The sequence below is a fragment of the Thiomonas sp. 13-64-67 genome (genome assembly GCF_002282795.1).
GTDB lineage: Bacteria > Pseudomonadota > Gammaproteobacteria > Burkholderiales > Burkholderiaceae_C > Thiomonas > Thiomonas arsenitoxydans.
This window is the reverse complement of the sequence record NZ_NCKP01000066.1, coordinates 1-22,402: the sequence shown is the minus strand read 5'-3', so window position 1 is coordinate 22,402 and position 22,402 is coordinate 1. Positions and strand designations below refer to the sequence as shown.

Sequence of the window (22,402 nt, the reverse complement as noted above, 5' to 3'; positions counted from 1 at the left end):
TGCAAGCCGCGGTGGCGGCCCTCGTGGCGCTGGGCATCAATCAACTCATCGGGCTGGCGGTGTTCGAGCCGCGCCCCTTCGCCATCGGCCTCGGCCCTGCGCTGCTGGCGCATGCGCCCGACAGCAGCTTTCCCAGCGATCACCTCACCGTGATCGCTTCGGTCGCGGCGAGCCTGCTCCTCACGCCGACATGGCGCCGGGCCGGTCTGCTGCTGGCACTGCTGGGCCTGCCTGTAGCCTGGGCGCGGGTGTATCTCGGCGTGCATTGGCCGCTGGACATGGCGGGCGCCGCTCTGGTGGGATTGTTGGCCGCGCTCGTCGTCCATCTGGCGCGACATCGTCTGCTGGAGCCCGCCATGCCCTTGCTCACGGGCCTCTATCGCAAACTGTTCGCACCGGCCATTCGTCAAGGCTGGGTTTTACGATGAAGCAAATTGTCACCCCACAGCCCACTGCCATGACGGTTCCCCATTTATCCCGCAGCGTTTTGCTCGCCGCTCTGCTTCTAGGCGGTTGCGCCAGCTATCACCCCGAGCCGCTGCCGACTTCCGCCGATCTGGCCGCATCGGTGAACCGCCTGGATGTGGCGCGCAGCAAAATCGCGCTGCGCGCGCTGACCCGCTACAACTTCGATACCGCCAAGCCGCTGGACGCCACCGGGCTGGCCATCCTCGCCGTGCTCAACAACCCGCAGCTCAAGGCCGAGCGCGCCCGGTTGGGCGTGGCCCGCGCGCAAGCCTTCGACGCCGGGCTGCTGCCCGATCCGCAACTCGGCCTGTCGCAAGACTTCCCCGGCAACAGTGCGGGAGCAACGACTTCGGCATACAACCTCGGGCTGTCTTACGACATTGCCGCGCTCATCACCCACCACGCCGCGCAAAGCGCCGCACAGCACGCCGCAACCCAGGTCAACCTGCAAGTGCTGTGGGCCGAATGGCAGACCGTGGCGCAAGCCCGCCTGCTCTACACCCAGATCACCGGCAACGCGGCGCGGCTGAAACTGCTGGAGCAGGAACGCGCCTTGTTCACGCAGCGCCTGCAGCGCAGCCAGGCCGCGCTGGCGCAGGGCAATGTCACCCGGCTCGACGTGGACGCCCAGCTCGTCCCGCTGCAAGCCCTGACGCAAACCATCCAACAGATCGAACGCCAGCAGCTCGGTCTGCAATCGCAGCTCCATGCCCTGCTCGGGCTGCAGGCGGATGTACCGCTGCCACTGGCCGCGCCCTCTGAACAAGCCGCACCCACCGCCGCGCAGGTGGCCGCAGCGCTCGAGCAACTGCCGCGCATCCGCCCCGATCTGATGGCGCTGCAGGCTGGCTATGCCGCGCAGGAGCAGAAGGTCTGGCAAGCCGTGCTCGGGCAGTTTCCGGCCTTCAATCTGGGCTTCACCCGCGCGCGCGATACCGCCGGGGTGAACACCGTGGGCTTCGGCGTGAGCATCAGCCTGCCGCTGTTCAACCGCAATCAGGGCGTGATCGCCACGCAGCGCGCCACCCGCGCGCAACTGCTGGCCGACTATCAGGCCCGGCTCGATCAGGCTGACGCCGATGTACGGCAGGCGCAGGCCGACATCGCGCTCCTGCAGCAGCAGCGTCAGACTCTGCAGGACGCCCTGCCCGCGCTGGAATCGGCCGATGCCGCCGCACAGCAGGCGCTGCAGCAGGGCGGCATGAGCCTGCTGGAATTCATCAACCAGCGCACCGCCCTGCTCGACCAGCGCCTGGCGCTGCAGGCCAACGCGCAACAGCGCGCCGAGCAAATTCTGGCCTTGCAACTGCTCACCGGTCTTGGCCCCTACCGTCAGACCGCCGCCCTAGTTACCCCGTCCAAATCCAACGCCGCACCGCTATGACCCTGCCCACTCGTGCCCGCCTCGCCCTTCTCGCCGCGCTGAGTCTGCCCTCGCTTTTCCTGACCCTCGGCAGCCTGCCGCGTGCGTTCGCTGCAGACAGCCCCATCTCCGCACAGGTACAGACCGCGCCGCTGCAACGCGGCGAGCTGCTGCATACCCTGCGCGCCTACGCCGTGGTGCAGGTGCCTGCCAGCCAGACTCAGGCCATCACCTTCCAGCATGCCATGCAGGTGCAAACCGTGGACGTGCATGTCGGCCAGGCCGTGCGCAAGGGCGCGGTGCTGGCCACGCTGCACAGCGACGCCAGCACCGCGCTGGCCTACAGCCAGGCGCAGACCGCCGTTTCTTTTGCGCAGGACGAGCTGGGCCGCATGACCGCGCTCAAGGCGCAACAACTCGCGACGCAGGCGCAGGTCGATGCGGCTCGCAAGGCCCTGACCGACGCGCAGGCGCAACTGCACAGCCTGCAGCAACAAGGCGCGGGACAGGCGGCAACGCGGGTGCTGGCGCCGCAAGACGGCATCGTGCTGGCGGTAAGCGCCGCGCCGGGTGATCTGCTCTCGGCAGGCAGCCCGTTGCTGCAGCTCGGGCGCAGCGGTAGCCTGCAAGCGCTGGCTGGTGTGCCGCCGGAAGACGCGTCGCGCCTGCAGCCCGGCCAAGCCGTGCGGCTGACCTCGGTATTCGACCCGGCGCAGCACTGGCAGGGCACCATCCGCAGCGTTGGCGCGGCCATCAACCCCAAGACCCAGCGCCTGGATGTGCAGATCGCCCTGTCTGCTCAGGCCGGTCTTCCTCCGGCTGGAGCCAGCGTGCAGGCCGACATGGTGCTCGGCCGCTGGCGCGGCTGGGTGGTGCCGCGCGACGCCGTGCTGCAGGACGAACGCGGCGCCTTCGTGTTTCAGGACGACCACGGCAAGGCGCTACGCATCCCCGTGCAGATCGCCATTGAAAGCGGCCTGCAAACCGGCATCACCGGCGCTTTGAATCCGGCCATGCCGCTGGTCGTCGCCGGCAACTATGAACTTCGCCCCGGCATGGCGCTGCGCGTGATGGGAGCCCAGCGATGAGCGGCGCCTCGGTCTGGCTGCAACGCCATCGACGCTCTGTCTTGTTTTTGCTCGCGCTGCTGGCGGTCGGCGGAGTGTTTGCCGCGTTCAAGCTGCCGGTGGGGCTGTTTCCCAATGTGGACTTCCCCCGCGTGGTGGTCAGCGCCGATGCGGGCGACCGCCCTGCCAGCCAGATGATGTTGCAAGTCACGCAGCCGCTGGAGCAGGCGGTACGCCGCGTGCCCGGCGTGGTGGATGTGCGCTCGACCACCAGCCGCGGCACCGCCGATATTTCGGTGAGCTTCGACTGGGGCACGCCCATGGCGCTGGCCGCGGTACAGGTCAACGAAGCGGTCACGCAGATGCTGCCGCAACTGCCGCCCGGCACCCAGGTGTCGAGCAAGCGCATGGACCCCACGGTCGACCCGGTCATCGCCTACAGCCTGACCTCCAAAACGCTCACCCCAACTCAGCTCTACGACCTGGCCGAATTCCAGTTGCGACCGCTGCTGTCCAGCATCGGCGGGGTGGCGCGGGTGCAGATTCAGGGGGGTGCGCAGGAGGAATATCACGTCACTCTCGACCCGCTGAAGCTGCAGGCGCTGGGGCTGGCGCTGCAGGATGTGAGCAACGCCGTCAGCGCCGCCAACGGCGTGCAGGCCGTGGGTCATCTGCAAGACCGCTACAAGCTCCTGCTCGCCCTGGCCGACTCGCGCCTGCATGATGCCGCGCAGATCGGCGACATCGTGCTGCGGGTCGGGCCGGACGGCGTCATTCGGCTCAAAGACGTGGCGCACATCTCGCGCAGCACCGTGCCCAAATGGGTGCGCATCACCGCGAACGGGCAGGACGCCGTGCTGCTCAACATCTACCAGCAGCCCGGCGGCAACACCGTGCAGATCGCCCGCCATGTGCGCGAACTGCTCGCCAAAACCCCGCTGCCGCCCGGCGCGCATCTGGCCAGTTGGTACGACCAGAGCACCCTGGTGGTGGACAGCGCGGCCAGCGTGCGCGACGCCATTCTGATCGGCGTGGCGCTGGCCGGGCTGGTGCTGCTGCTGTTTTTGCGCAGTCTGAAAATCACCCTCATCGCCATGATCACCGTGCCCGCCGTGCTGGCCGCCACCGTGGTGCTGCTCTACGCCCTGGGGATGAGTTTCAACATCATGACCCTAGGCGGCATGGCGGCCGCTGTGGGCCTGGTGATCGACGATGCCATCGTGATGAGCGAGCACATCGTGCGGCGGTTGAGCGAAGCACGTCATCGCGGCGAAGCGCAAGCGCGGCACAGCGGCATCCTGCATGCGGCGATGGAGTATTTGCGGCCGCTGGCCGGGTCGAGTGCGTCCACCGTGGTCATCTTCCTGCCGCTGGCCTTCCTCTCCGGCGTCACCGGTGCTTTTTTCAAGGCGCTGTCGCTGACCATGGCCGCCGCCCTGGTCATCTCCTTTTTCGTCGCCTGGCTGGCCGTGCCGCTGCTGGCCGACAAGCTGCTCTCGCCCAAGGACATCGCGCGTGAAGCGCAGCGTGAAAACGGCCGCTGGCTCTCTGCCGTGCAACGCGGCTATGCGCGGGTGCTGGGCGCCAGCCTGCGCCGCCCGTGGCTGGCCGCGCTGGGACTGGCGCCGCTGCTGCTCGCGGGCTGGTTGGCTTACGGGCAAGTGGGCAGCGGCTTCATGCCGCATATGGACGAAGGCGGTTTTATTCTCGACTACCGCACCCCGCCCGGCACCTCGCTGACCGAGACCGACCGCATCCTCTCGCAAGTGGAACAGATTCTGCGCACCACGCCCGAGGTGCAAACCTGGTCGCGCCGCACCGGGGCGCAGCTCGGCGGCGGCGTGACCGAAGCCAACGAAGGCGACTTTTTCGTGCGTCTCAAACCCCCGCCGCGCAAGTCGATCGACGTGGTGATGGAGGATGTGCGCCAGCGCATCGAAACCCAGGTGCCCGGCGTGAAAATCGAACTGGCGCAGTTGATGGAAGATCTGATCGGCGACCTCACCGCCGTGCCGCAGCCCGTGGAGATCAAAATCTTCGACGACAACCCGCAGCAGCTCGCCGAGCTTGCGCACCGTACGGCGGCAGCCATTGGCAAGATTGCCGGCATCGTCGATGTGCGCAGCGGCATCAAGCCCGCGGGCGACGCGCTCGACATCCATATCGATCCCACCCGCGCGGCGCTCGAAGGCGTCGATCCGCAGCAGGTGCAGCAGCAGCTGCAAACCTTGATCGGCGGCAGTGTGGTGACGCAAATCCAGCAAGGCCCGAAGATGGTCGGTGTGCGGCTGTGGACGCCGCTGACGCTGCGGCAAACGACCGACGACATCGCCCGCCTGCCGCTGCGCGCACCCGACGGCCATGTGTTCACCCTGGGTCGCATCGCCAGCCTCAAGGTGCTCACCGGCCAGCCGGAAATCCACCGCGAAAACCTCAAGGCGATGGCCGCGGTCACCGCGCGGTCAAAAAAATCATCGACGCGCCCGGCTACTTTCCGCCCGGCGTCTATGCCCAGCTCGGCGGGCTGTACAAGCAGCAGCAAATCGCGTTTCAAGGCCTGGTCAGCGTGCTCGGCGCGGCGGTGCTGCTGGTGTTTTTGCTGCTGCTTTTTTTGTACGAGCGCTTCAAGGTGGCGATCAGCATCCTGGCCATGCCGCTGCTCGCGCTGCCTGCGGTGTTCATCGGCCTGTGGGCGGCAGGCATCGAGCTCAACATCTCGGCGATGATGGGCATGACCATGATCGTGGGCATCGTCACCGAGGTCGCGATTTTCTACTTCAGCGAAGTGCAGTCTTTGCTGCACGAGCACCCTGAGCAGGGCCTGGACGCGGCGCTGGTGGCCGCCGGGCAGAACCGCATGCGCCCGATCGCCATGACCACACTAGCGGCCATGCTGACGCTTGCGCCGCTGGCCCTCGCGCTGGGGCAAGGTTCGGCCATGCAACAGCCGCTGGCCGTGGCCATCATCGCAGGGCTGGCGGTACAGATGCCGCTGGTGCTGCTGGTCATGCCGGTGCTGTTCAAACTGATGCGAGGCCGGCTGGACGACGCCGAGGCCGACGACAATCTGCCACTGTCTGCAGTCTCTCCCCCTACCGAGTGAACCATGCGCATTCTCCTAGTTGAAGACGATCACATGCTGGGCGCCGCCACGCGCGAAGCCCTGCGCGACGCCACCCACGCGGTGGACTGGGTACTCGACGGCGCGTCGGCGCTGAGCGCGGCGCAAGGCGGCGAATACGAGCTGATGCTGCTCGATCTGGGCCTGCCCAAACGCGACGGTCTGTCGGTGCTGCAGGCACTGCGGCAGTCGGGCAGCAACCTGCCCATCCTCATTCTCACCGCGCGCGACGCGCTCGAAGACCGGGTGCGCGGCCTCGACCTGGGCGCAGACGACTATCTGGTCAAACCCTTCGAGAGCGCCGAGCTGCTGGCGCGCATCCGCGCGGTGGCGCGGCGCCAGGGCGGGCAGGCGCAGCCGGTGCTGTCCAACGGTGTGCTCGAACTCGACCCCGTTTCCCGCGAGGTGCGGTTTCAGGGGCAGACGCAGCGTCTGACCGCGCGCGAATACGCCCTGCTCCACGCGCTATTGCTGCGCCCCGGCGCCATTCTGTCGCGCAGCGAACTCGAAGACCGCATTTACGGCTGGAACGAAGAGGTGGAAAGCAACGCGGTGGAGTTTCTCATCCACAGCCTGCGCAAAAAACTCGCGCCGGATGTCATCAAAAACGTGCGCGGGGTGGGCTGGCTAGCGCCGCGCGGCGATACGGACAAGGCGCCATGAATCCCCTGGCCGCACTGCGCCATTGGGGCGCGCAATCGCTGCTGCGTCGGCTGTGGCTGTGGATGACGGTGAGCGTGGTCGTCGTCGGTCTGGGCACGGCGGCGCTGTCGTACTTTTTCGGCTATCAGGAAGCCAACGAACTGCAGGACGCGCAACTGCGCCAGATCGCCAGCCTGGTGCACCGCTGGGGCCATCTTCCTGACAGCGCGCTCAACCCCGCCGGGGCCGATGTCGATAAAGACGCCCGCATCGTGGTGCAGAAGCTCGGAGCACCCGTGGGTGCGCACGGCCTGCAGCTCTCCAAAGACCTGAGCGACGGCATGCATGTGGTGCAAAGCGGCGACCATGCCTGGCGCGTGTTCGTGCAGCAGGGCGACAAAGGCCGCATCGCCGTGGCGCAGCGCACCGATGTGCGCAGCGACGCCGCCATCGACAGCGCGCAGCGCACCCTGTTTCCGCTGCTGGCGCTCATTCCGCTGCTGGCCCTGCTGTCTGCTTGGGTGGTGCAGCGGGCGCTGCGGCCGCTGCGGCAAATGGCGCAGGGCGTGGACGCGCGCAGCGAAGCCGATCTGCAGCCCCTGCCGCAAACCGATGTGCCGCAGGAAATCCTGCCCTTCGTGCACTCCATCAACCGCCTGCTGCAACGTTTGAATGCCTCGATGGAACAGCAGCGCCGCTTCGTCGCCGACGCCGCGCACGAACTGCGCACGCCCATCGCCGTGCTCAGCATGCAGGTGGACAACCTCAAACCGCTGCAGCTTGAACCGCAGGCGCGGCAGCGCATCGGCGCGCTGCAAGACGGCCTGCGCCGCGCCCGCACCGTGGTGGAACAGTTGCTCAGCCTCGCCCGTTCACAAGGCGAGCAGACGACGCTGCGGCAGACGCTCGATCCGAGCGGGGTGATGCGCGAAGTGATCACCGATTTGCTGCCGCTGGCCGAGAGCCGCGGCATCGACCTGGGCATCGACCGCGCCGAGAAGGTGGAGATCGACACCGATCCCGCCCAGCTCTACACCCTGCTGCGCAACGCGGTGGACAACGCGCTGCGCTACACCCCGGAAGGCGGACGGGTCGATCTGCGGGTGCGGGCCGAGGGCGACCACGCGGTCATCGAAGTGCAGGACAGCGGCCCCGGCATTGCGCCCGAGCAGTTGCAGCGGGTGTTCGACCCCTTCGTACGCCTGCCGGGCGCGCAGAGCGAAGGCAGCGGGCTGGGCCTGTCCATCATCCGCCAGATTGCGCTGCGCCTGGGTGGCGAGGTGACGCTGCGCAACGCCGCAGAAGGCGGACTGATCCTGCGCTACAGCCAGCGCCTCACTTCGGCCAGATCCGGCTGAAATCGAAGGCGATGCGGCACTTGCCGAGATCGAATTCCAGGGTTTCGTCCGCCACGTCCGCCAGCTTGATGTAGCGCCCCTGCTGCAGGTGAAAGACCTTGCAGACACGATCATCCACATTCACCAGGACGTAGTACCGCACGCCCTCGGTCTCGTAGATAGTGAACTTGGCGTGCTGGTCTTTGCTCGCGGTGGACTTGGAGAGAATTTCAAACACCAGTTCCGGCGCGCGAGTGATGTAGGCGCCCTCGACCGGATGGCAGATCACCAGATTGTCCGGCTGCACCACGGTATCGTCGCTGATGCGCCAGTCCACGGGAAGCAGCGCGCGGCAATCGGCGCAATGCTCCAACGCGGTTTCCAGCAGCCAGGCGATCTTGTTGCTCACCTCCTGGTGCGCAAGCGACGGCGCTGGCGACATGGCGTAGGCCGTGCCGCCGATCAGCTCCCAGCGCCCTTCCCATAGTTTGTAGTCGTCGTAGGTGTAGTGCGGCGGGTCGAATGCGTAGGCTCGGGACATGGTTCGCTCCTAGGGTGAATGCAATCTTAAACCCGCTTCAAAGCCGCTTTCACATCGGCTGCAGCCGGTAAATCTTGGCCGTCGCTCCGTCTGAAATCAGGTAGATCGCGCCATCCGGCCCCTGGCGCACATCGCGGATGCGCTCGCCCAGATCAGCCAGCAGCGCCTCGCGCGCGACCACCTTGTTGCCGTCGAGTTGCAGCCGCCACAGCGCCTGCCCGGCCAGCGCGCCGACGAACAGATTGCCGCGCCATTGCGGGAACACGCTGGCGGTGTAGAACGCCATGCCGCAGGGCGCGATGGATGTGGGCACCCAATAGGTCACCGGCTGCTCCATACCGGGCGCGCTGGTGGCGCCGCCCACGGGCGGGCAGTTGCCCACAGGGGCGCCATATTCGCAGCCGTAGGAAATTTTCGGCCAGCCGTAGTTGCGCCCAGCGCGGGTGATGTTGACTTCGTCACCACCCTGCGGGCCGTGCTCGCTCGTCCACAACTCGCCCGTCACCGGATGGATCGCCGCGCCCTGCACATTACGGTGGCCGTAGCTCCAGATCTCCTCGCGCACCCCGGCACGGCCGACGAAAGGGTTGTCTTTCGGCACGCTGCCATCCGGGTGAATGCGCACCACCTTGCCCAGAGTGTTGGACAAATCCTGCGCCGCGTCGCGCTGGCTGAAGCGGTCTCCCAGGGTGATAAACAGGGTGCCGTCTGGCGCGAACACCAATCGTGAGCCGAAATGCGCCGTGCTGTCGATTTTGGGCGTCTGGCGGAAGATCACCTGCACGTCGCTCAGCCGCGTGCCGTCGTTTGAGAGCACCCCGCGCGCCACTGCGGTGCCGTTACGCCCGGCCTCGGCTCCCGTACCCGCTTCGGCATAGCTCAGATACACGCGACGATTCGCCGCAAAGGCGGGATCGAGCGCCACGTCGAGCAAGCCGCCCTGCCCGCGCGCATCCACCGCGGGCACACCGGCAATCGGCGCTGCCGCCTTGCCGTCCAGACCGACGATGCGCAGCGCGCCGGTGCGCTCGGTCACCAGCATGCGGCCATCGGGCAGAAAGGTCAGCGCCCACGGCCGCGACAGACCGCTGGCCACAATCACCGCCGCCGCTTTGACGGCGGGTTGCGTAGCGCCCGGCAACGGACTGGACGCCGCCGAGGCCGGGGTTTCGCCCCACACCAGCACCGCCCCGCCGCCGCAAGCGCCCAGCACGGTGCTGCCCAGCCCTGCGCCCAGCCAGCGCAGGGTGTGGCGGCGGGTGGGCAAAGTCGGATGCGATGGCGTTTGCATGGTCAGCCTCCTGGGACAGCGATGGGATGCGAAGCAAAAACAGATTCAGGCGCTTTGCTGGGCGTCGGTGTCGTGGTCGTCGCCGCCGCCGAACACCCGCTGCCGCAGCAGCCCGAGCTGGTCGCGCACCCTTGCGGCCTGCTCGAATTCGAGATTGCGGGCGTGCTCGATCATGCGCTTTTCCAGACGCTTGATCTCACGCGCCACGTCCTGCGCGTTGTCGATCTGCAGTTCCGCAATTTCACGCTCCACGCTGCCCGCGCGCAAGCCCTTGCCCGGCGTCTGCACCACGCCGTCGATCAGATCGCGCACCGATTTATTGAGCGCGGTGGGCGTGATGCCATGTTCGGTGTTGAACGCAATCTGCTTGGCGCGGCGGCGCTCGGTTTCGTCGATGGCGCGACGCATGGAGTCGGTAATGCGGTCGCCGTACAAAATGGCCATGCCGCTAACATTGCGCGCCGCGCGGCCGATGGTCTGAATGAGCGAACGGGTGGAGCGCAGAAAGCCCTCCTTGTCCGCATCCAGAATGGCCACCAGCGACACCTCGGGAATGTCCAGCCCCTCGCGCAGCAGGTTGATGCCCACCAGCACGTCGAAGACGCCCAGCCGCAGGTCGCGCAGAATTTCCACCCGTTCGACCGTGTCGATGTCGGAGTGCAGATAGCGCACCTTCACGCCGTTTTCGTCGAGATAGTCGGTGAGCTGCTCGGCCATGCGCTTGGTGAGCGTCGTGATCAGCACGCGCTCGCCTTTGTTTACCCGCAGGCGAATTTCGCCCAGCACGTCGTCCACCTGGCTGCTGGCCGGGCGCACCTCGATGAGCGGGTCCACCAGCCCGGTGGGCCGCACTACCTGCTCCACCACCTGATCCGCGTGCTGGCTTTCATAGTCTGCCGGGGTGGCGGAGACAAACACGGTCTGCCGCATCTTGCGCTCGAATTCGGCAAACTTGAGCGGCCGGTTGTCCAGCGCCGAAGGCAGCCGAAAGCCGTAGTCCACCAGGGTTTGCTTGCGCGCGCGGTCGCCGTTGTACATGCCGTTGAACTGGCCGATGAGCACATGGCTCTCGTCGAGAAACATCAGCGCATCTGGCGGCAGATAGTCCACCAAGGTAGGCGGCGGCTCGCCCGGCGCGGCACCCGAGAGATGGCGCGAGTAGTTTTCGATGCCCTTGCAATGGCCGATCTCGGTGAGCATTTCCAGGTCGAAGCGGGTGCGCTGCTCCAGCCGCTGCGCCTCCACCAGCTTGCCCATGCCGGTGAGTTCCTTCACCCGCTCGCGCAGCTCCTGCTTGATGCCCTCCACCGCTTCAAGCACCTTTTCTCGCGGGGTGACGTAATGCGAACTGGGGTAGATGGTGAAGCGCGGAATCTTCTGCCGCACCACGCCGGTGAGCGGGTCGAACAGGGAGAGCGACTCGATCTCGTCGTCGAACAGTTCGATGCGCACCGCCAGCTCGGCGTGCTCGGCCGGAAAGACGTCGATGCGGTCACCGCGCACGCGGAAGGTGCCGCGGGTGAAATCGACCTCGTTGCGCTGGTACTGCATGCGCACCAGTTGTGCGATCACGTCGCGCTGGCCCATGCGGTCGCCGGTGCGCACCGTGAGAATCATGGCGTGATAGTCCGACGGATTGCCGATGCCGTAAATCGCGCTCACGCTCGCCACAATCACCACGTCGCGTCGCTCCAGCAGACTTTTGGTGGCCGACAGGCGCATCTGCTCGATGTGCTCGTTGATCGCGCTGTCTTTCTCGATGAACAGATCGCGCTGCGGCACATAGGCCTCGGGCTGGTAGTAGTCGTAATAGCTGACGAAGTATTCCACCGCGTTCTTTGGAAAAAACTCGCGGAATTCGCTGTAGAGCTGCGCGGCCAGCGTTTTGTTGGGCGCAAACACAATGGCCGGGCGCCCCATACGGGCGATCACATTGGCCATGGTGTAGGTCTTGCCCGAGCCGGTCACGCCCAGCAGAGTCTGGTAGCTCAAACCGTCGCCCAGCCCCTCGGCCAATTGCGCAATCGCGGTGGGCTGGTCACCCGCCGGCGGGTAGGGCTGATACAGGCGGAAGGGCGAGTCGGGATAGCTGACGAACTTGTCCGGGTCGAGCGAGGGAACGGGTTGCGGTGCGGACATGGGCGGAAGGTGGGAATCGGAAATGCCGTCTGCACGGCGTCACAGCGCGCCTTCAAAGGGCGACGCGGGGCGTAAAATTGCGGTTTTTTGCGGCACTCATTGTCCCGCAAGCCCGGTTTTCCCGTCACCTCACCTCCCATCTCCCATGACCCAGTCGCTTTTTTCCCGCGTGGAAATGGCCCCGCGCGATCCCATCCTCGGCCTGAACGAACAATTTGCTGCTGACCCCAACCCCAACAAGGTCAACCTGGGCATCGGCGTCTATACCGACGCCGACGGCAAGCTGCCGCTGCTGGCCTGCGTGAAAGCGGGCGAAGCGCAACTCATGCAGGCGCCCAAGCCGCGCGGCTATCTGCCCATCGACGGCATCGCCGCCTACGACAAAGCGGTGCAGGGACTGGTGTTCGGCGCCGACCACGAGGCCGTGACCTCCGGCCGCATCGCCACGGTGCAAGGCCTGGGCGGCACCGGCGGGCTGAAAGTGGGCGCCGACTTCCTCAAGCGCCTCAACCCCAACGCGCAAGTGCTGATCTCCGACCCCAGCTGGGAAAACCACCGCGCGCTCTTCGAAGCCGCAGGCTTCAACGTGGGCACCTATCCCTACTACGACGCCGCCAAGCAGGGCGTGAACTTCGACGCCATGCTCGCCGCGCTCAACGCCGCCGCCGCGGGCACCATCGTCGTGCTGCACGCCTGCTGCCACAACCCCACCGGCTACGACATCAGCCCGGCGCAGTGGGAACAGGTGATTGCCGCCCTCAAGACGCGCAAGCTCGTGCCCTTCCTCGACATGGCCTATCAGGGCTTCGGCGAAGGCATTGCCGAAGACGGCGCGGTCATCCAGCAATTCCTCGCCGCCGGGCTCGACTTTTTCGTCGCCACCTCATTCTCCAAGAGCTTCTCGCTCTACGGCGAGCGCGTCGGGGCGCTCAGCGTGGTGTGCGCCAGCAAAGAAGAAGCCGGCCGCGTGCTGTCGCAGATCAAGCGCGTCATCCGCAGCAACTACTCCAACCCGCCCACCCACGGCGCCCAGATCGTCGCCACCGTGCTGGGCTCGCCCGAACTGCGCGCCCAGTGGGAGCAAGAGCTTGCCGGCATGCGCGAGCGCATCCGCGCCATGCGCAGCACCCTGGTGGAAAAACTCGCCGCCGCCGGCGTGAAGGGCGACCTGTCCTACATCACGCGCCAGAAAGGCATGTTCAGCTACTCAGGGCTTTCCGCCGCCCAGATGGAGCGCCTGCGCACCGAATTCGGCGTGTACGGCGTCTCCACCGGCCGCATCTGCGTAGCCGCGATCAATCTGCACAACGTGGACTACGTCGCCAAGTCCATCGCGGCAGTGATGCAGTAAGGGAAACGAAAGTAGCGCGCACCTCTCAGCTCGCGACCCTGATCCAACAATCGGATGGACTTGAGCTCTGGCGTGCTGGAATTTCTGGCCCCGTTAGCACTGATCATAAGATTAGTGCTATGACAAAACGCCAGCGTTCAAGCGCCGTTAAAAAACTCCCTTGCTGCCGTGTTAGGGAGACAAGAGCCTGCCGCCCTACAACGAGTTAGGCCTTTGAATGGATACTTATAGCCTTTACAAAGACCTCTACTTCCATGAGATGGAGAGGCGCGACCAACTGAACCGGAGTCTCAGTTTTCCCGCGGGCCTCATGGCGGTGCTCTTTGGTGCCGCCATCGTAATGTACAAGTCAGCGACTTTCAGGGTCGCCACCGCAGATAAAATTCTTTTGGCCTTCTTATGCGTCGTTGCTATTTCACTTGTAGCAACGGCTTACTTTCTCATCCGCACCTACTGGGGGCACACATACTCAGCCATGCCTTTCGCGGAGGACCTTCATACCTATCAGGTGGAGCTCTGCGAATACTACAAATCGGCTAACGCTAGCGACGATGCTGCTGAAGTAAGTGCGCAATCTAAGTTGGCAACCTATGTAGAGCTCGAATTCTCCAAAAACGCGAAGATAAACGCAGTCGTAAATGACGCCAAGTCTGTGTTTCTGTTTAAGGCAAATGCGTTTCTCATCTCATCCATCGTTTTTCTAGGTATTACATCTCCGTTTTACCTCTACGTTACGTCGCGCCAGCAAGATAACGTGCAAAAAATTCAAATCGTCCAGGGAGATCATATAATGACACAGCAAGAACAGCCGCCCAAGCCGCCTCCGCCCGCGCAACCACCGCCCTCCCACAAGCCAGAGCCAACCCCGCCGCCGAGCAGGCTTATTCGTGAGCACACAGAAAAACCACTCCGCAAGTAGTGGCCTAACAAATCAATCCAGCGGACGCGCTACGCGCGCCGCTGATTTCCGGCTTTAGTTTTAGTAGGAGCAGGCTGCTGAAACTTTGCAGCACGTGGTCAGGTCTGGCCTCGTAGCACTTGTTTCGGTTTGCAGCGCACGCTGTTTGCTCTTTTCCGCCAAGAAGACGGGGTAGCGCGCGAGTAAAATTTGTGCATCGCAACAAGAAAAGGTCGGAGTCCATCATGGTGTATGACCTGTATGAAACCCAGCGCTCGCTGATGCGGCCGCTGGCTGATTTTGCCGAGGCTGCCGCCAAGTTTTACGCCAATCCGGTGTGGCCTGCGGTGCCGCACAACGTCACCCAGCGTGTCTCGGCCAGCTACGACCTGATGCACCGGTTGCTCAAAGACTACGAAAAACCCGAGTTCGGCATCAATAGCGTGCAGATCGAGGGCAAGACTGTCGCAGTGCAGCAACGGGTCGTGCTGGAAAAGCCTTTCTGTCGTCTGCTGCGGTTCAAGCGGTTTTCTGACGACGTCAGCCTGCTGGGCAAACTCAAGGATGATCCGACCGTGCTCATCGTGGCGCCGCTGTCGGGCCATCATTCCACCTTGTTGCGCGACACGGTGAAAACCATGCTGCAAGATCACAAGGTGTTCATCACCGACTGGACCGACGCCCGCATGGTGCCCACCGAGCAGGGCCGTTTCAGCCTGGACGACTACGTGGCTTACATCCGCGAGTTCATTGCTGCCATCGGCCCCGATGTGCATGTGATGTCCGTCTGCCAGCCCACGGTGCCAGTGCTGGGCGCCATTTCGCTCATGGCCAGTGCGGACGAGATCGCGCCGCGCAGCATGATCATGATGGGCGGCCCCATCGACGCGCGCAAGTCGCCCACGGCGGTGAACAACCTGGCGATGAACAAGAGCTATGAGTGGTTCGAGAACAATGTGATCTACCGCGTGCCCGCCAACTACCCCGGCGCGGGTCGGCGCGTCTATCCCGGCTTTTTGCAGCACAGCGGTTTCGTGGCGATGAACCCCGACCGCCACCTCACCTCGCACTACGACTACTTTCTCGACCTGATCCGCGGTGACAACGATGATGCCGAGTCGCATCGCCGTTTTTACGACGAGTACAACGCCGTGCTCGACATGGACGCCGATTACTACCTCGACACCATCAAGCTGGTGTTCCAGGACTTCGGACTGGTCAACGGCACCTGGACGGTAGAAGGCGAGACGGTGCGCCCGCAAGACATCCACCGCACGGCGCTGCTCACCATCGAAGGCGAGCTTGACGACATTTCCGGCGCGGGGCAGACCGAGGCGGCGCACGACCTGTGCACTGGCATCGCTTCGGTCAGCCGTCAGCATTACGTGGCCGAAGGCGCGGGGCATTACGGCATTTTTGCGGGACGGCGCTGGCGCGAAAAGGTCTATTCGGTGGTGCGCGACTTCATCGCCGCGCATCCTCAAGGGGCTGCGGGCGATCCGCCGCGCAAACCGACGCGATCCCGCGCCTCCGCCTGAACCTGTTGACTCATGCCCGTTGCGACCGCCGCCCTGGCCGCGCAAATCGACGCCCTGCTGCCGCAAACGCAGTGCACCCGCTGCGGCTACCCCGACTGTGCCGCCTACGCGCAGGCCATCGCCGAAGGCCAGGCCGACATCAACCGCTGCCCGCCCGGCGGCGCGCAGGGCCTTGAAAAACTCGCTCATCTGCTGCAGCGCCCGGCCACCGCGCTCGACCCATCCTGCGGAACGGAAGGCCCGCGCGAGCGCGCCGTGATCGACCCGGCCCTGTGCATCGGCTGCACCTTGTGCATTCAAGCCTGCCCGGTGGACGCGATCGCCGGTGTTTCCAAACGCATGCACACCGTCATCGACGACTGGTGCACCGGCTGCGCCCTGTGCCTGCCGCCCTGCCCGGTCGATTGCATCCGCATGGAAGCGCTGACCGACCCCGCTCTGGCCACCCGCAGCGGCTGGAATGCCTGGAGCCCGGCGCAGGCCGACGAAGCCCGCCAGCGCTATGCTCGCCACCTCGAACGTCACCCCCGCCCACTGGCGCAGACTGAGCCACCCGCCACACCGGCTCCTGCGGCAGACCACAAGACCGCCCTGCTGCAAGCGGCTCTGGAGCGCGCCCGGCAGCGCCAGCGCAGTGCTCCTTGAATTCTGAATTTCAGCCAAATCGCAAGAAAATGACCACAAAACCCAGTAAATCGCTACAAACCTTCCCGAACCCCGCCCCTGAGCGCGACTATCACATCCACATGCAGGTGCCTGAATTCACCTGCCTTTGCCCGCTCACAGGGCAACCGGATTTCGCACGATTCGACATCGACTTCATTCCCGACAAGAAGTGCGTCGAGCTTAAAAGCCTCAAGCTCTATATGTGGAGCTATCGCGACGAAGGCGCCTTTCACGAAAAGGTCACCAACGCCATCCTCGACGATCTGGTAAAGGCCATGTCGCCACGCTTCCTGCGCGTGACGGCGCGCTGGTATGTGCGCGGCGGCATTTACACCAATGTGGTGGTCGAGCACCGCAAGCGTGGGTGGAAGCCAACGCCACGCGTCGATCTGACGCAGTTCGACGCCGCCGAACCCGCAGCGAATTGAGGCGACTTAACGAAACTTGCTCAAGCCTTGAGCAGTTTTGACGGCTGAATGCGCAAAATGGCGTTCAGCCCGGTCACCAGCACCGAGCCATCGGCCAAGGCGAGAACCCCATAGGGCAGATGCAACTCGGCGGGCAAGGCGCCCGTGGTCACCTTCTCGCCCGCGCCGGTTCCGGCCAGGGTGGAAACTTCGCCTTGCGGCGATATACGGCGTACCCGGTTATTGCCGGTATCGGCCACGATCAGGCTGCCATCGGGCGCGAACGACAGGGTTTGTGGGTGCAAAAATAGCGCCTCCTCCACCTTGCCATCGGCAAAACCGCCCTTGCCGGGTTTGCCTGCAAAGGTCGTTACCGTGCCATCGGGCGTGATTTTGCGAATGACATTGTTGAAGTATTCGCTCACGTAAATCTGCCCTTGCGCGTCCAGCGTCAGCCCGACCGGGGTGTTGAAACGTGCCTGCGCTCCCCGCCCATCGCGCCAGCCGGTATCGCCGGGTGAACCGGCCAGGGTGCTGACCACCCCTTGCGCGCTGATGCTGCGCACCGTGCTGTTGTAGGCATCGGCCACATACACCACGCCCTGTGCGTTCACGCCCAGCCCGACGGGGTGATTAAATCGCGCCTGCTGGCCCGGCCCATCGGCAAAGCCTTCGACCTCCAGCTTGCCCGCCAGGGTGCTCACCCTGCCATCTCGGCTGATGCGGCGCACGGTATTGCTGCCGGAATCGCTCACAAACAGCGTGCCATCGGTGGCCACCGCCACGCATTCAGGCGAATAAAACCGCGCCTGCAGCGCCGGGCCGTTGCGGGCGTCGCGCTGCTCCACCTGCCCGGCGACAATGCTGACCTGGCCGTCAGTGCCCAGCTTGCGCACCACGCTGTTGACGTAGTCGGCCACAAAGATGTTGCCCTGCGCGTCCAGCGCCATGCCGCGCGGATCGTGAAACCGCGCCTGGGCGAAGTCGCCGCCGTTGTACATGCCAGGGCCGATGGCGCCTGCAAAGACCTCCAGCGTGCCTGCGGCCTGCGGCGCAGCAAAAGCGGTTTGGCTGATCAAAGGGGACAAGGCCGTGCCCAGCGCCAGGGCTCCGGCCGATTGAATGAAGTGTCGTCGCTGCATGAGAGTTCAGGGAAAGTGCCCGCGACGGTTGCGCGGTTCAGGCTCAAGCTTATGTCAGCAGATTTTTACTTGCAGGCGTGCCACTCAAGTGCCGCGCCGGTCGACCAGTGCGCGGGCGATGGTGCCGAGATCGACATACTCCAACTCGGCCCCGGCGGGCACGCCGCGCGCCAGGCGGGTAACGCGCAGGCCGCGCGGACGCAGGGTTTCGGCGATGACGTGCGCCGTCGCCTCGCCTTCGTTGGTGAAGTTGGTCGCCAGAATCACCTCTTCCACCGCGCCGTCGAGCGCGCGGGTCATCAGCCGGTCGAGGCCGATTTCCTTCGGCCCCAAGCCATCGAGCGGGCTGATGCGGCCCATGAGCACGAAGTACAGGCCGTGGTAGGTGAGCGTCTGCTCTACCGCGGCGAGATCAGCGGGGCTTTCCACCACGCAAAGCTGGCGGGCATCGCGTCTGGGGTCGGCGCAGATGCTGCAGACCGCGTCTTCGGTGAGGGTGTTGCAGCGCGCGCAGCGTTGCACCGCGCCCAGCGCCGCGTCGAGCGCGCGGGCGATGTGCTGCGCGGCCTCGCGGTCGTGTTCGAGCAGGTGATAGGCCATGCGCGACGCCGACTTCGGCCCGACGCCGGGCAAATGCCGCAGGGCGTCGATCAGCGCGTCGAGCGCGGGCACGTGGCCGGGCGCGGCCTCATGCATGACGTGTCGAGGTCAAGTTCGGGGCCACTTCAGTTCAACTTCGCCCGTCGCTCAGAACGGCAGTTTCATGCCGGGCGGCAGGGGCATGCCCGCGGTGGCGGCGCTCATTTTTTCCTGCGATGTGGCCTCGGCCTTGCGCACCGCGTCGTTGAAGGCGGCGGCCACCAGGTCTTCGAGCATGTCGCGGTCTTCGGCCACCAGGCTGGGGTCGATGTTCACGCGCTTGACGCCGTATTTGCAGGTCATCGTCACCTTCACCAAGCCCGCGCCAGACTGGCCTTCGACCTCGATCTGGCCAAGCTCGTCCTGGACGCGCTTGAGGTTGTCTTGCATCTGCTGCGCCTGCTTCATCAGGCCGGAAAGTTGTCCTTTGTTGAACATGGGGTGTCCTTCGATTGAGAAATGAAATCGCCGCGCGTGCAGCAACGCGGCATTGTCGGTCAGGCGGATGTCGGCTGCGCTGACGGGGGCATGGGTTTGAGGCTGCCGGGCACGATTTGCGCGCCCAGATCTTGCATGAGCTGCTGCACCAGCGGATCGTTGCGTATCGCGGCTTCGGCATCGGCCTGCGCCTGGGCCTTGGCGCGCGCGTCGCGCTGCATCACGCTGTCGGTCACTTCGCCGGCCTCGGCGCGCAGCACGATGTCTTGCCCCAAGGCCAGACGCACGGCGGTCTGCAGCTTGTCGAGCGACCCGGCGCGGGTGAGCTGCTCGTTGGGCACGCGCAGCAGCCAATCCATGCCTTGCATGGCCACCAGTTCGCTTTGCTGCGCCAGCGCGCGCGGCAGGCCCGCGGGCACGTCGAGCCGCTGCACCAGCGTGGGCCAGTCGGTATCAGACGCGATGTGGGGCGTGATCTGCAGGGGCGGCTTGATGTCGGCGGGGCGGGGTGGCGTGGGCTGCGGCGGGGTTTGCGGTTCGGGCTTAGCCGCATAGCTTGTCGCGGGCGCTTCCTCCGCGGCGAGCACGGGGGCGGCGGGCGCCAATGGGGCGCTCAAGGTCGCTGCGGTACGCGGCATGGCCTTGGCTGCGGTTTGCACCGGGGGCGCGGATTTGGTGGCCGGTTGCTCGCGCTGTGCTGCGACCTGCGCCGCGGCCGACTGTGACGGTGGCGAAGCCGGGGCCGCCGCCTTGGGCAGCGCCAGCCCGCCTGGCGGTAAGCTGGGCACGCTGCCCGCGATGACCGGGGCGAAGGCCAGCAGGCGCAGCAGGGTCATGGTGAAACCGGTACGGTCGTCCGGGGCGAGCGACAGCTCGTTGCGGCCATGCAGCACCGTCGTGTAGGCCAGTTGCACCAGCTCCGGGCTGAGTTGCGCGGCCAGGGCGACCAGCGCTTCATGGTGCGGGTCGTCGGCATCGGCGGCCTGCGGCACGAGTTGCAGCAGGGCGATGGTTTGCAGCAGCGCGGCCAGCTCTTCCAGCGCCGCGCCGAAAGACAGACCGCGCGCTTCCAGCGCATCGGCCTGATGGATGAGCGCCACACCGTCCTGCGAGGCCAGCGCCTGCAAAATAAGTAGCAGATCGCTGCGATCGACCGTGCCCAGCATCTGCTGCACCGCCTCGGTCTCCACCCGCCCGGCGCAGTAGGCCAGCGCCTGGTCGGTGAGCGAGAGCGCATCGCGCATCGAACCGTGCGCGGCGCGGGCGATGAGCCGCAGCGCGGCGTCGTCTGCCGGCACGTTCTCGGCCTGCAGCACCTGCTGCAAATGGCCGACGATGGCGCCCGGCATCATCTGCTTGAGGTTGAACTGCAGGCAGCGCGACAGCACGGTCACCGGCACCTTCTGCGGGTCGGTGGTGGCGAGCACGAACTTCACATAATCGGGCGGCTCTTCCAGCGTCTTCAGCATGGCGTTGAAGGCGTGGTTCGAGAGCATGTGCACCTCGTCGATCATGTACACCTTGAAGCGCCCCGCCGTGGGCTTGTAGACCGCCTGCTCCAGCAGCGTGGTCATGTCTTCGACGCCGCGATTGGAGGCGGCGTCGAGCTCGATGTAATCGACAAAACGCCCGGCGTCGATCTCGGTGCAGGCCGGGCACACGCCGCACGGCTGGCTGGTGACGCCGCCCTGCCCATCCGGCCCGGTGCAATTGAGCGCCTTGGCCAGAATGCGCGACACCGTGGTCTTGCCCACCCCGCGCGTGCCGGTAAACAAATAGGCGTGATGCAGACGGTCGTGGTCGAGCGCATGGGTGAGCGCCCGCACCACATGGTCTTGTCCCACGAGGGAGGCGAATGATTTAGGGCGCCACTTGCGCGCCAGCGCGACGGAAGTCATGGGCCGGATTCTAGGAGCCTGCCGGGCTTGGGTCGCGTAGAGCGAAAAAAGGGTGTAGGGATGGCCTGTGGCGGCGGATTTGCCGCTCCATAGCCGAAGCTATGGAGCAAGAAGCCGCTGCCGCAGGACGCCGTACAGCCTTTTTGCAGCCCGCGATTCCCAAGTCCGACAGGCTCCTGGGAGCCTGCATCATCCCCTCTGGCTGAATCCAAAACCGTCGTGGCGCCGTAGAGAGAACAAACCCCAATCCAAGCAGACCTGCCGCCCGCTGACACCTTGCTCCACGCCCCATGCGCCCTTCCTTGCCGACCCTGACCCGACTCTGCCAGCGTCTCGCCCTGGCCTGCCTCGCCCCGCTCATGGTCGCCTGTTCGCCGGTCACCCTGATCAACCGGCTCACCCCGACCGACACCTACACCTTCAGCGGCGGCATCGCCTACGGTTCCGCCCCGCGCGAAGCGCTGGACATCTACCGGCCCAACGTCGCCACGCTGCGAAAGCCCCCGCCCGGCGGTGCCCCGGTGGTGGTGTTTTTCTACGGCGGCAGCTGGACCAGCGGCAACCGCGCCATGTACCGTTTCGTCGGCGAGGCGCTGGCCGCACGCGGCATCGTCACCGTCATTGCCGACTACCGCCTCTATCCCGAAGTGCGCTACCCCGACTTCCTGCGCGACAACGCCCGTGCCGTCGCCTGGACGGCGCAGCACATCGCCCAGTGGGGCGGTAACCCGCACCAGATCTACCTCATGGGCCACAGCGCCGGGGCCTACAACGCCGCCATGCTGGCGCTCGACCCGCGCTGGCTGCACGCCGTCGGGCTGCGCCGCGCCGATCTGGCCGGGTGGATCGGTCTGGCTGGGCCCTACGACTTTCTGCCCATCACCGACCGAGAAGTCCAGCCGGTTTTCCACTTCCCCGACTACCCCGCCAGCTGCATGCCCATCGACTACGTTCACGACGCCCGCGTGCCGCGCACCTTCCTCGGCGCAGCGCGCATCGACAGCCTCGTCAACCCGCAGCGCAACACCGTGCAACTCGCCCAGGCCCTGAAGGCCGGCGGCGCCCAGGTCACGCTCGACCTCTACCCAGGCGTCAACCACGAAACCCTCATCGGCTCCTTCGCCACCCCGCTGCGCTGGATGTCGCCCGTGCTCGACGACGTGGTGGATTTCGTGCACCACGCGCCCCAGCCGAGCACGGCAGCTCTTGCGGCCACCCAAGCCACCCCCTGATCGACGGCCTTGCGCCGTGCTGGCGGAGCACCCAAAGTTGTCTTCCATCCGCACCCGCGGGCGGTTGGGAGACCGCTCATGCCCACCCTCACCCGAGTCCTCGCGACCCGCAGCCCAAGCTCGCTGCCGCGCTCAGCCTGGCCGCCCCGCTATTCAGTGAGCTTGCCGATGATCTTCACCGCAATACCCCCGCCCGGCACCACCGCACCGGCCAATTCGCAGCC

Annotated in this window: 19 protein-coding genes and 1 pseudogene; 13 read left to right on the top strand and 7 right to left on the bottom strand. The window is 65.6% G+C overall.

Going from position 1 to position 22,402, the window contains the following annotated elements; genetic code table 11:
- The 7 genes and pseudogenes from B7X30_RS13205 to B7X30_RS13180 form a co-directional block, all read left to right on the top strand.
- A partial coding sequence (locus B7X30_RS13205) for a phosphatase PAP2 family protein (RefSeq protein WP_286731126.1) occupies positions 1-428 on the top strand: 428 nt, incomplete at its 5' end.
- A gap of 29 nt (positions 429-457) precedes the next feature.
- Positions 458-1,852 carry a TolC family protein gene (locus B7X30_RS13200; protein WP_286731123.1) on the top strand — a complete coding sequence of 465 codons (1,395 nt, stop codon included), beginning with the start codon at positions 458-460 and terminating at the stop codon, positions 1,850-1,852.
- Positions 1,849-2,919, top strand: coding sequence for an efflux RND transporter periplasmic adaptor subunit (locus B7X30_RS13195; protein WP_286731122.1), 1,071 nt, complete (start codon positions 1,849-1,851; stop codon positions 2,917-2,919). The genes B7X30_RS13200 and B7X30_RS13195 overlap by 4 nt, the downstream gene beginning before the upstream one ends.
- Positions 2,916-5,306: pseudogene (locus B7X30_RS13190) on the top strand (efflux RND transporter permease subunit); the annotation flags it as partial. The gene B7X30_RS13195 and the pseudogene B7X30_RS13190, both read left to right, overlap by 4 nt.
- On the top strand, positions 5,189-6,001 hold the full coding sequence (locus B7X30_RS15815; RefSeq protein ID WP_502694444.1) for an efflux RND transporter permease subunit: 813 nt from the start codon (positions 5,189-5,191) through the stop codon (positions 5,999-6,001). The pseudogene B7X30_RS13190 and the gene B7X30_RS15815, both read left to right, overlap by 118 nt.
- A gap of 3 nt (positions 6,002-6,004) precedes the next feature.
- Positions 6,005-6,682, top strand: coding sequence for a response regulator transcription factor (locus B7X30_RS13185; protein ID WP_013123445.1), 678 nt, complete (start codon positions 6,005-6,007; stop codon positions 6,680-6,682).
- The gene (locus B7X30_RS13180) at positions 6,679-8,019 is read left to right on the top strand and encodes a sensor histidine kinase (protein ID WP_286731120.1); all 1,341 of its coding nucleotides are present in this window, start codon (positions 6,679-6,681) and stop codon (positions 8,017-8,019) included. Before B7X30_RS13185 ends, B7X30_RS13180 begins: the two co-directional genes overlap by 4 nt.
- Here the strand turns inward: B7X30_RS13180 and B7X30_RS13175 are convergent.
- Genes B7X30_RS13175 through uvrB form a run of 3 tightly spaced genes read right to left on the bottom strand, consistent with a single transcriptional unit; the run spans position 7,997 to position 11,969 of the window.
- The gene (locus B7X30_RS13175; RefSeq protein ID WP_286731119.1) at positions 7,997-8,539 is read right to left on the bottom strand and encodes a Uma2 family endonuclease; all 543 of its coding nucleotides are present in this window, start codon (positions 8,537-8,539) and stop codon (positions 7,997-7,999) included. The genes B7X30_RS13180 and B7X30_RS13175 overlap by 23 nt on opposite strands.
- Before the next feature lie 49 nt (positions 8,540-8,588).
- Positions 8,589-9,830 carry a PQQ-dependent sugar dehydrogenase gene (locus tag B7X30_RS13170; RefSeq protein ID WP_286731117.1) on the bottom strand — a complete coding sequence of 414 codons (1,242 nt, stop codon included), beginning with the start codon at positions 9,828-9,830 and terminating at the stop codon, positions 8,589-8,591.
- 45 nt (positions 9,831-9,875) lie between these two features.
- Positions 9,876-11,969, bottom strand: a complete 2,094-nt coding sequence (uvrB, locus tag B7X30_RS13165; protein ID WP_286731115.1) for an excinuclease ABC subunit UvrB — start codon at positions 11,967-11,969, stop codon at positions 9,876-9,878.
- A gap of 145 nt (positions 11,970-12,114) precedes the next feature.
- On the opposite strand from uvrB, the gene B7X30_RS13160 reads away from it, so the two are divergent.
- From B7X30_RS13160 to queF, 5 genes are all read left to right on the top strand, one after another.
- Positions 12,115-13,320, top strand: a complete 1,206-nt coding sequence (locus tag B7X30_RS13160; RefSeq protein WP_286731113.1) for an amino acid aminotransferase — start codon at positions 12,115-12,117, stop codon at positions 13,318-13,320.
- A gap of 217 nt (positions 13,321-13,537) precedes the next feature.
- Positions 13,538-14,239 (top strand): hypothetical protein, encoded by a 702-nt coding sequence (locus B7X30_RS13155; RefSeq protein WP_286731112.1) that lies wholly within the window; start codon positions 13,538-13,540, stop codon positions 14,237-14,239.
- Between the two features lie 224 nt (positions 14,240-14,463).
- Positions 14,464-15,756, top strand: a complete 1,293-nt coding sequence (locus B7X30_RS13150; protein WP_286731110.1) for a polyhydroxyalkanoate depolymerase — start codon at positions 14,464-14,466, stop codon at positions 15,754-15,756.
- A gap of 12 nt (positions 15,757-15,768) precedes the next feature.
- The gene (locus B7X30_RS13145; protein WP_286731108.1) at positions 15,769-16,401 is read left to right on the top strand and encodes an RnfABCDGE type electron transport complex subunit B; all 633 of its coding nucleotides are present in this window, start codon (positions 15,769-15,771) and stop codon (positions 16,399-16,401) included.
- 29 nt (positions 16,402-16,430) lie between these two features.
- Positions 16,431-16,850: a preQ(1) synthase gene (gene queF / locus B7X30_RS13140; RefSeq protein WP_013123453.1), complete on the top strand. Its 420-nt coding sequence runs from the start codon at positions 16,431-16,433 to the stop codon at positions 16,848-16,850.
- 20 nt (positions 16,851-16,870) lie between these two features.
- Here queF and B7X30_RS13135 read toward each other — a convergent pair whose 3' ends face one another.
- From B7X30_RS13135 to dnaX, 4 genes are all read right to left on the bottom strand, one after another.
- A complete protein-coding gene (locus B7X30_RS13135; protein WP_286731105.1) occupies positions 16,871-17,971 on the bottom strand; it encodes an NHL repeat-containing protein in 1,101 nt (366 codons plus the stop codon).
- An 84-nt stretch (positions 17,972-18,055) separates the two neighbouring features.
- Complete coding sequence (recR, locus tag B7X30_RS13130; protein ID WP_013106233.1) at positions 18,056-18,667, bottom strand: recombination mediator RecR; 612 nt, start codon at positions 18,665-18,667, stop codon at positions 18,056-18,058.
- A gap of 51 nt (positions 18,668-18,718) precedes the next feature.
- Positions 18,719-19,048: a YbaB/EbfC family nucleoid-associated protein gene (locus B7X30_RS13125; protein ID WP_156052979.1), complete on the bottom strand. Its 330-nt coding sequence runs from the start codon at positions 19,046-19,048 to the stop codon at positions 18,719-18,721.
- A 59-nt stretch (positions 19,049-19,107) separates the two neighbouring features.
- Positions 19,108-20,946 carry a DNA polymerase III subunit gamma/tau gene (gene dnaX / locus B7X30_RS13120; protein ID WP_286731101.1) on the bottom strand — a complete coding sequence of 613 codons (1,839 nt, stop codon included), beginning with the start codon at positions 20,944-20,946 and terminating at the stop codon, positions 19,108-19,110.
- A gap of 290 nt (positions 20,947-21,236) precedes the next feature.
- Here dnaX and B7X30_RS13115 point away from each other — a divergent pair, with 290 nt between their 5' ends.
- Positions 21,237-22,178: an alpha/beta hydrolase gene (locus B7X30_RS13115; protein ID WP_286731100.1), complete on the top strand. Its 942-nt coding sequence runs from the start codon at positions 21,237-21,239 to the stop codon at positions 22,176-22,178.
- The last annotated feature ends 224 nt before the right edge of the window (positions 22,179-22,402 follow it).

Bases quoted from the DNA above. Each gene is read 5' to 3' on its own strand.
- B7X30_RS13160 (WP_286731113.1), top strand. From the start codon at position 12,115: ATGACCCAGTCGCTTTTTTCCCGCGTGGAAATGGCCCCGCGCGATCCC.
- B7X30_RS13180 (WP_286731120.1), top strand. From the start codon at position 6,679: ATGAATCCCCTGGCCGCACTGCGCCATTGGGGCGCGCAATCGCTGCTG.
- B7X30_RS13155 (WP_286731112.1), top strand. From the start codon at position 13,538: ATGGATACTTATAGCCTTTACAAAGACCTCTACTTCCATGAGATGGAG.
- B7X30_RS13170 (WP_286731117.1), bottom strand. From the start codon at position 9,830: ATGCAAACGCCATCGCATCCGACTTTGCCCACCCGCCGCCACACCCTG.
- queF (WP_013123453.1), top strand. From the start codon at position 16,431: ATGACCACAAAACCCAGTAAATCGCTACAAACCTTCCCGAACCCCGCC.
- B7X30_RS13185 (WP_013123445.1), top strand. From the start codon at position 6,005: ATGCGCATTCTCCTAGTTGAAGACGATCACATGCTGGGCGCCGCCACG.
- B7X30_RS13175 (WP_286731119.1), bottom strand. From the start codon at position 8,539: ATGTCCCGAGCCTACGCATTCGACCCGCCGCACTACACCTACGACGAC.
- recR (WP_013106233.1), bottom strand. From the start codon at position 18,667: ATGCATGAGGCCGCGCCCGGCCACGTGCCCGCGCTCGACGCGCTGATC.
- B7X30_RS13135 (WP_286731105.1), bottom strand. From the start codon at position 17,971: ATGCAGCGACGACACTTCATTCAATCGGCCGGAGCCCTGGCGCTGGGC.
- B7X30_RS13195 (WP_286731122.1), top strand. From the start codon at position 1,849: ATGACCCTGCCCACTCGTGCCCGCCTCGCCCTTCTCGCCGCGCTGAGT.
- B7X30_RS13200 (WP_286731123.1), top strand. From the start codon at position 458: ATGACGGTTCCCCATTTATCCCGCAGCGTTTTGCTCGCCGCTCTGCTT.
- uvrB (WP_286731115.1), bottom strand. From the start codon at position 11,969: ATGTCCGCACCGCAACCCGTTCCCTCGCTCGACCCGGACAAGTTCGTC.
- B7X30_RS13150 (WP_286731110.1), top strand. From the start codon at position 14,464: ATGGTGTATGACCTGTATGAAACCCAGCGCTCGCTGATGCGGCCGCTG.
- B7X30_RS13125 (WP_156052979.1), bottom strand. From the start codon at position 19,048: ATGTTCAACAAAGGACAACTTTCCGGCCTGATGAAGCAGGCGCAGCAG.
- B7X30_RS13115 (WP_286731100.1), top strand. From the start codon at position 21,237: ATGCGCCCTTCCTTGCCGACCCTGACCCGACTCTGCCAGCGTCTCGCC.
- B7X30_RS13145 (WP_286731108.1), top strand. From the start codon at position 15,769: ATGCCCGTTGCGACCGCCGCCCTGGCCGCGCAAATCGACGCCCTGCTG.
- dnaX (WP_286731101.1), bottom strand. From the start codon at position 20,946: ATGACTTCCGTCGCGCTGGCGCGCAAGTGGCGCCCTAAATCATTCGCC.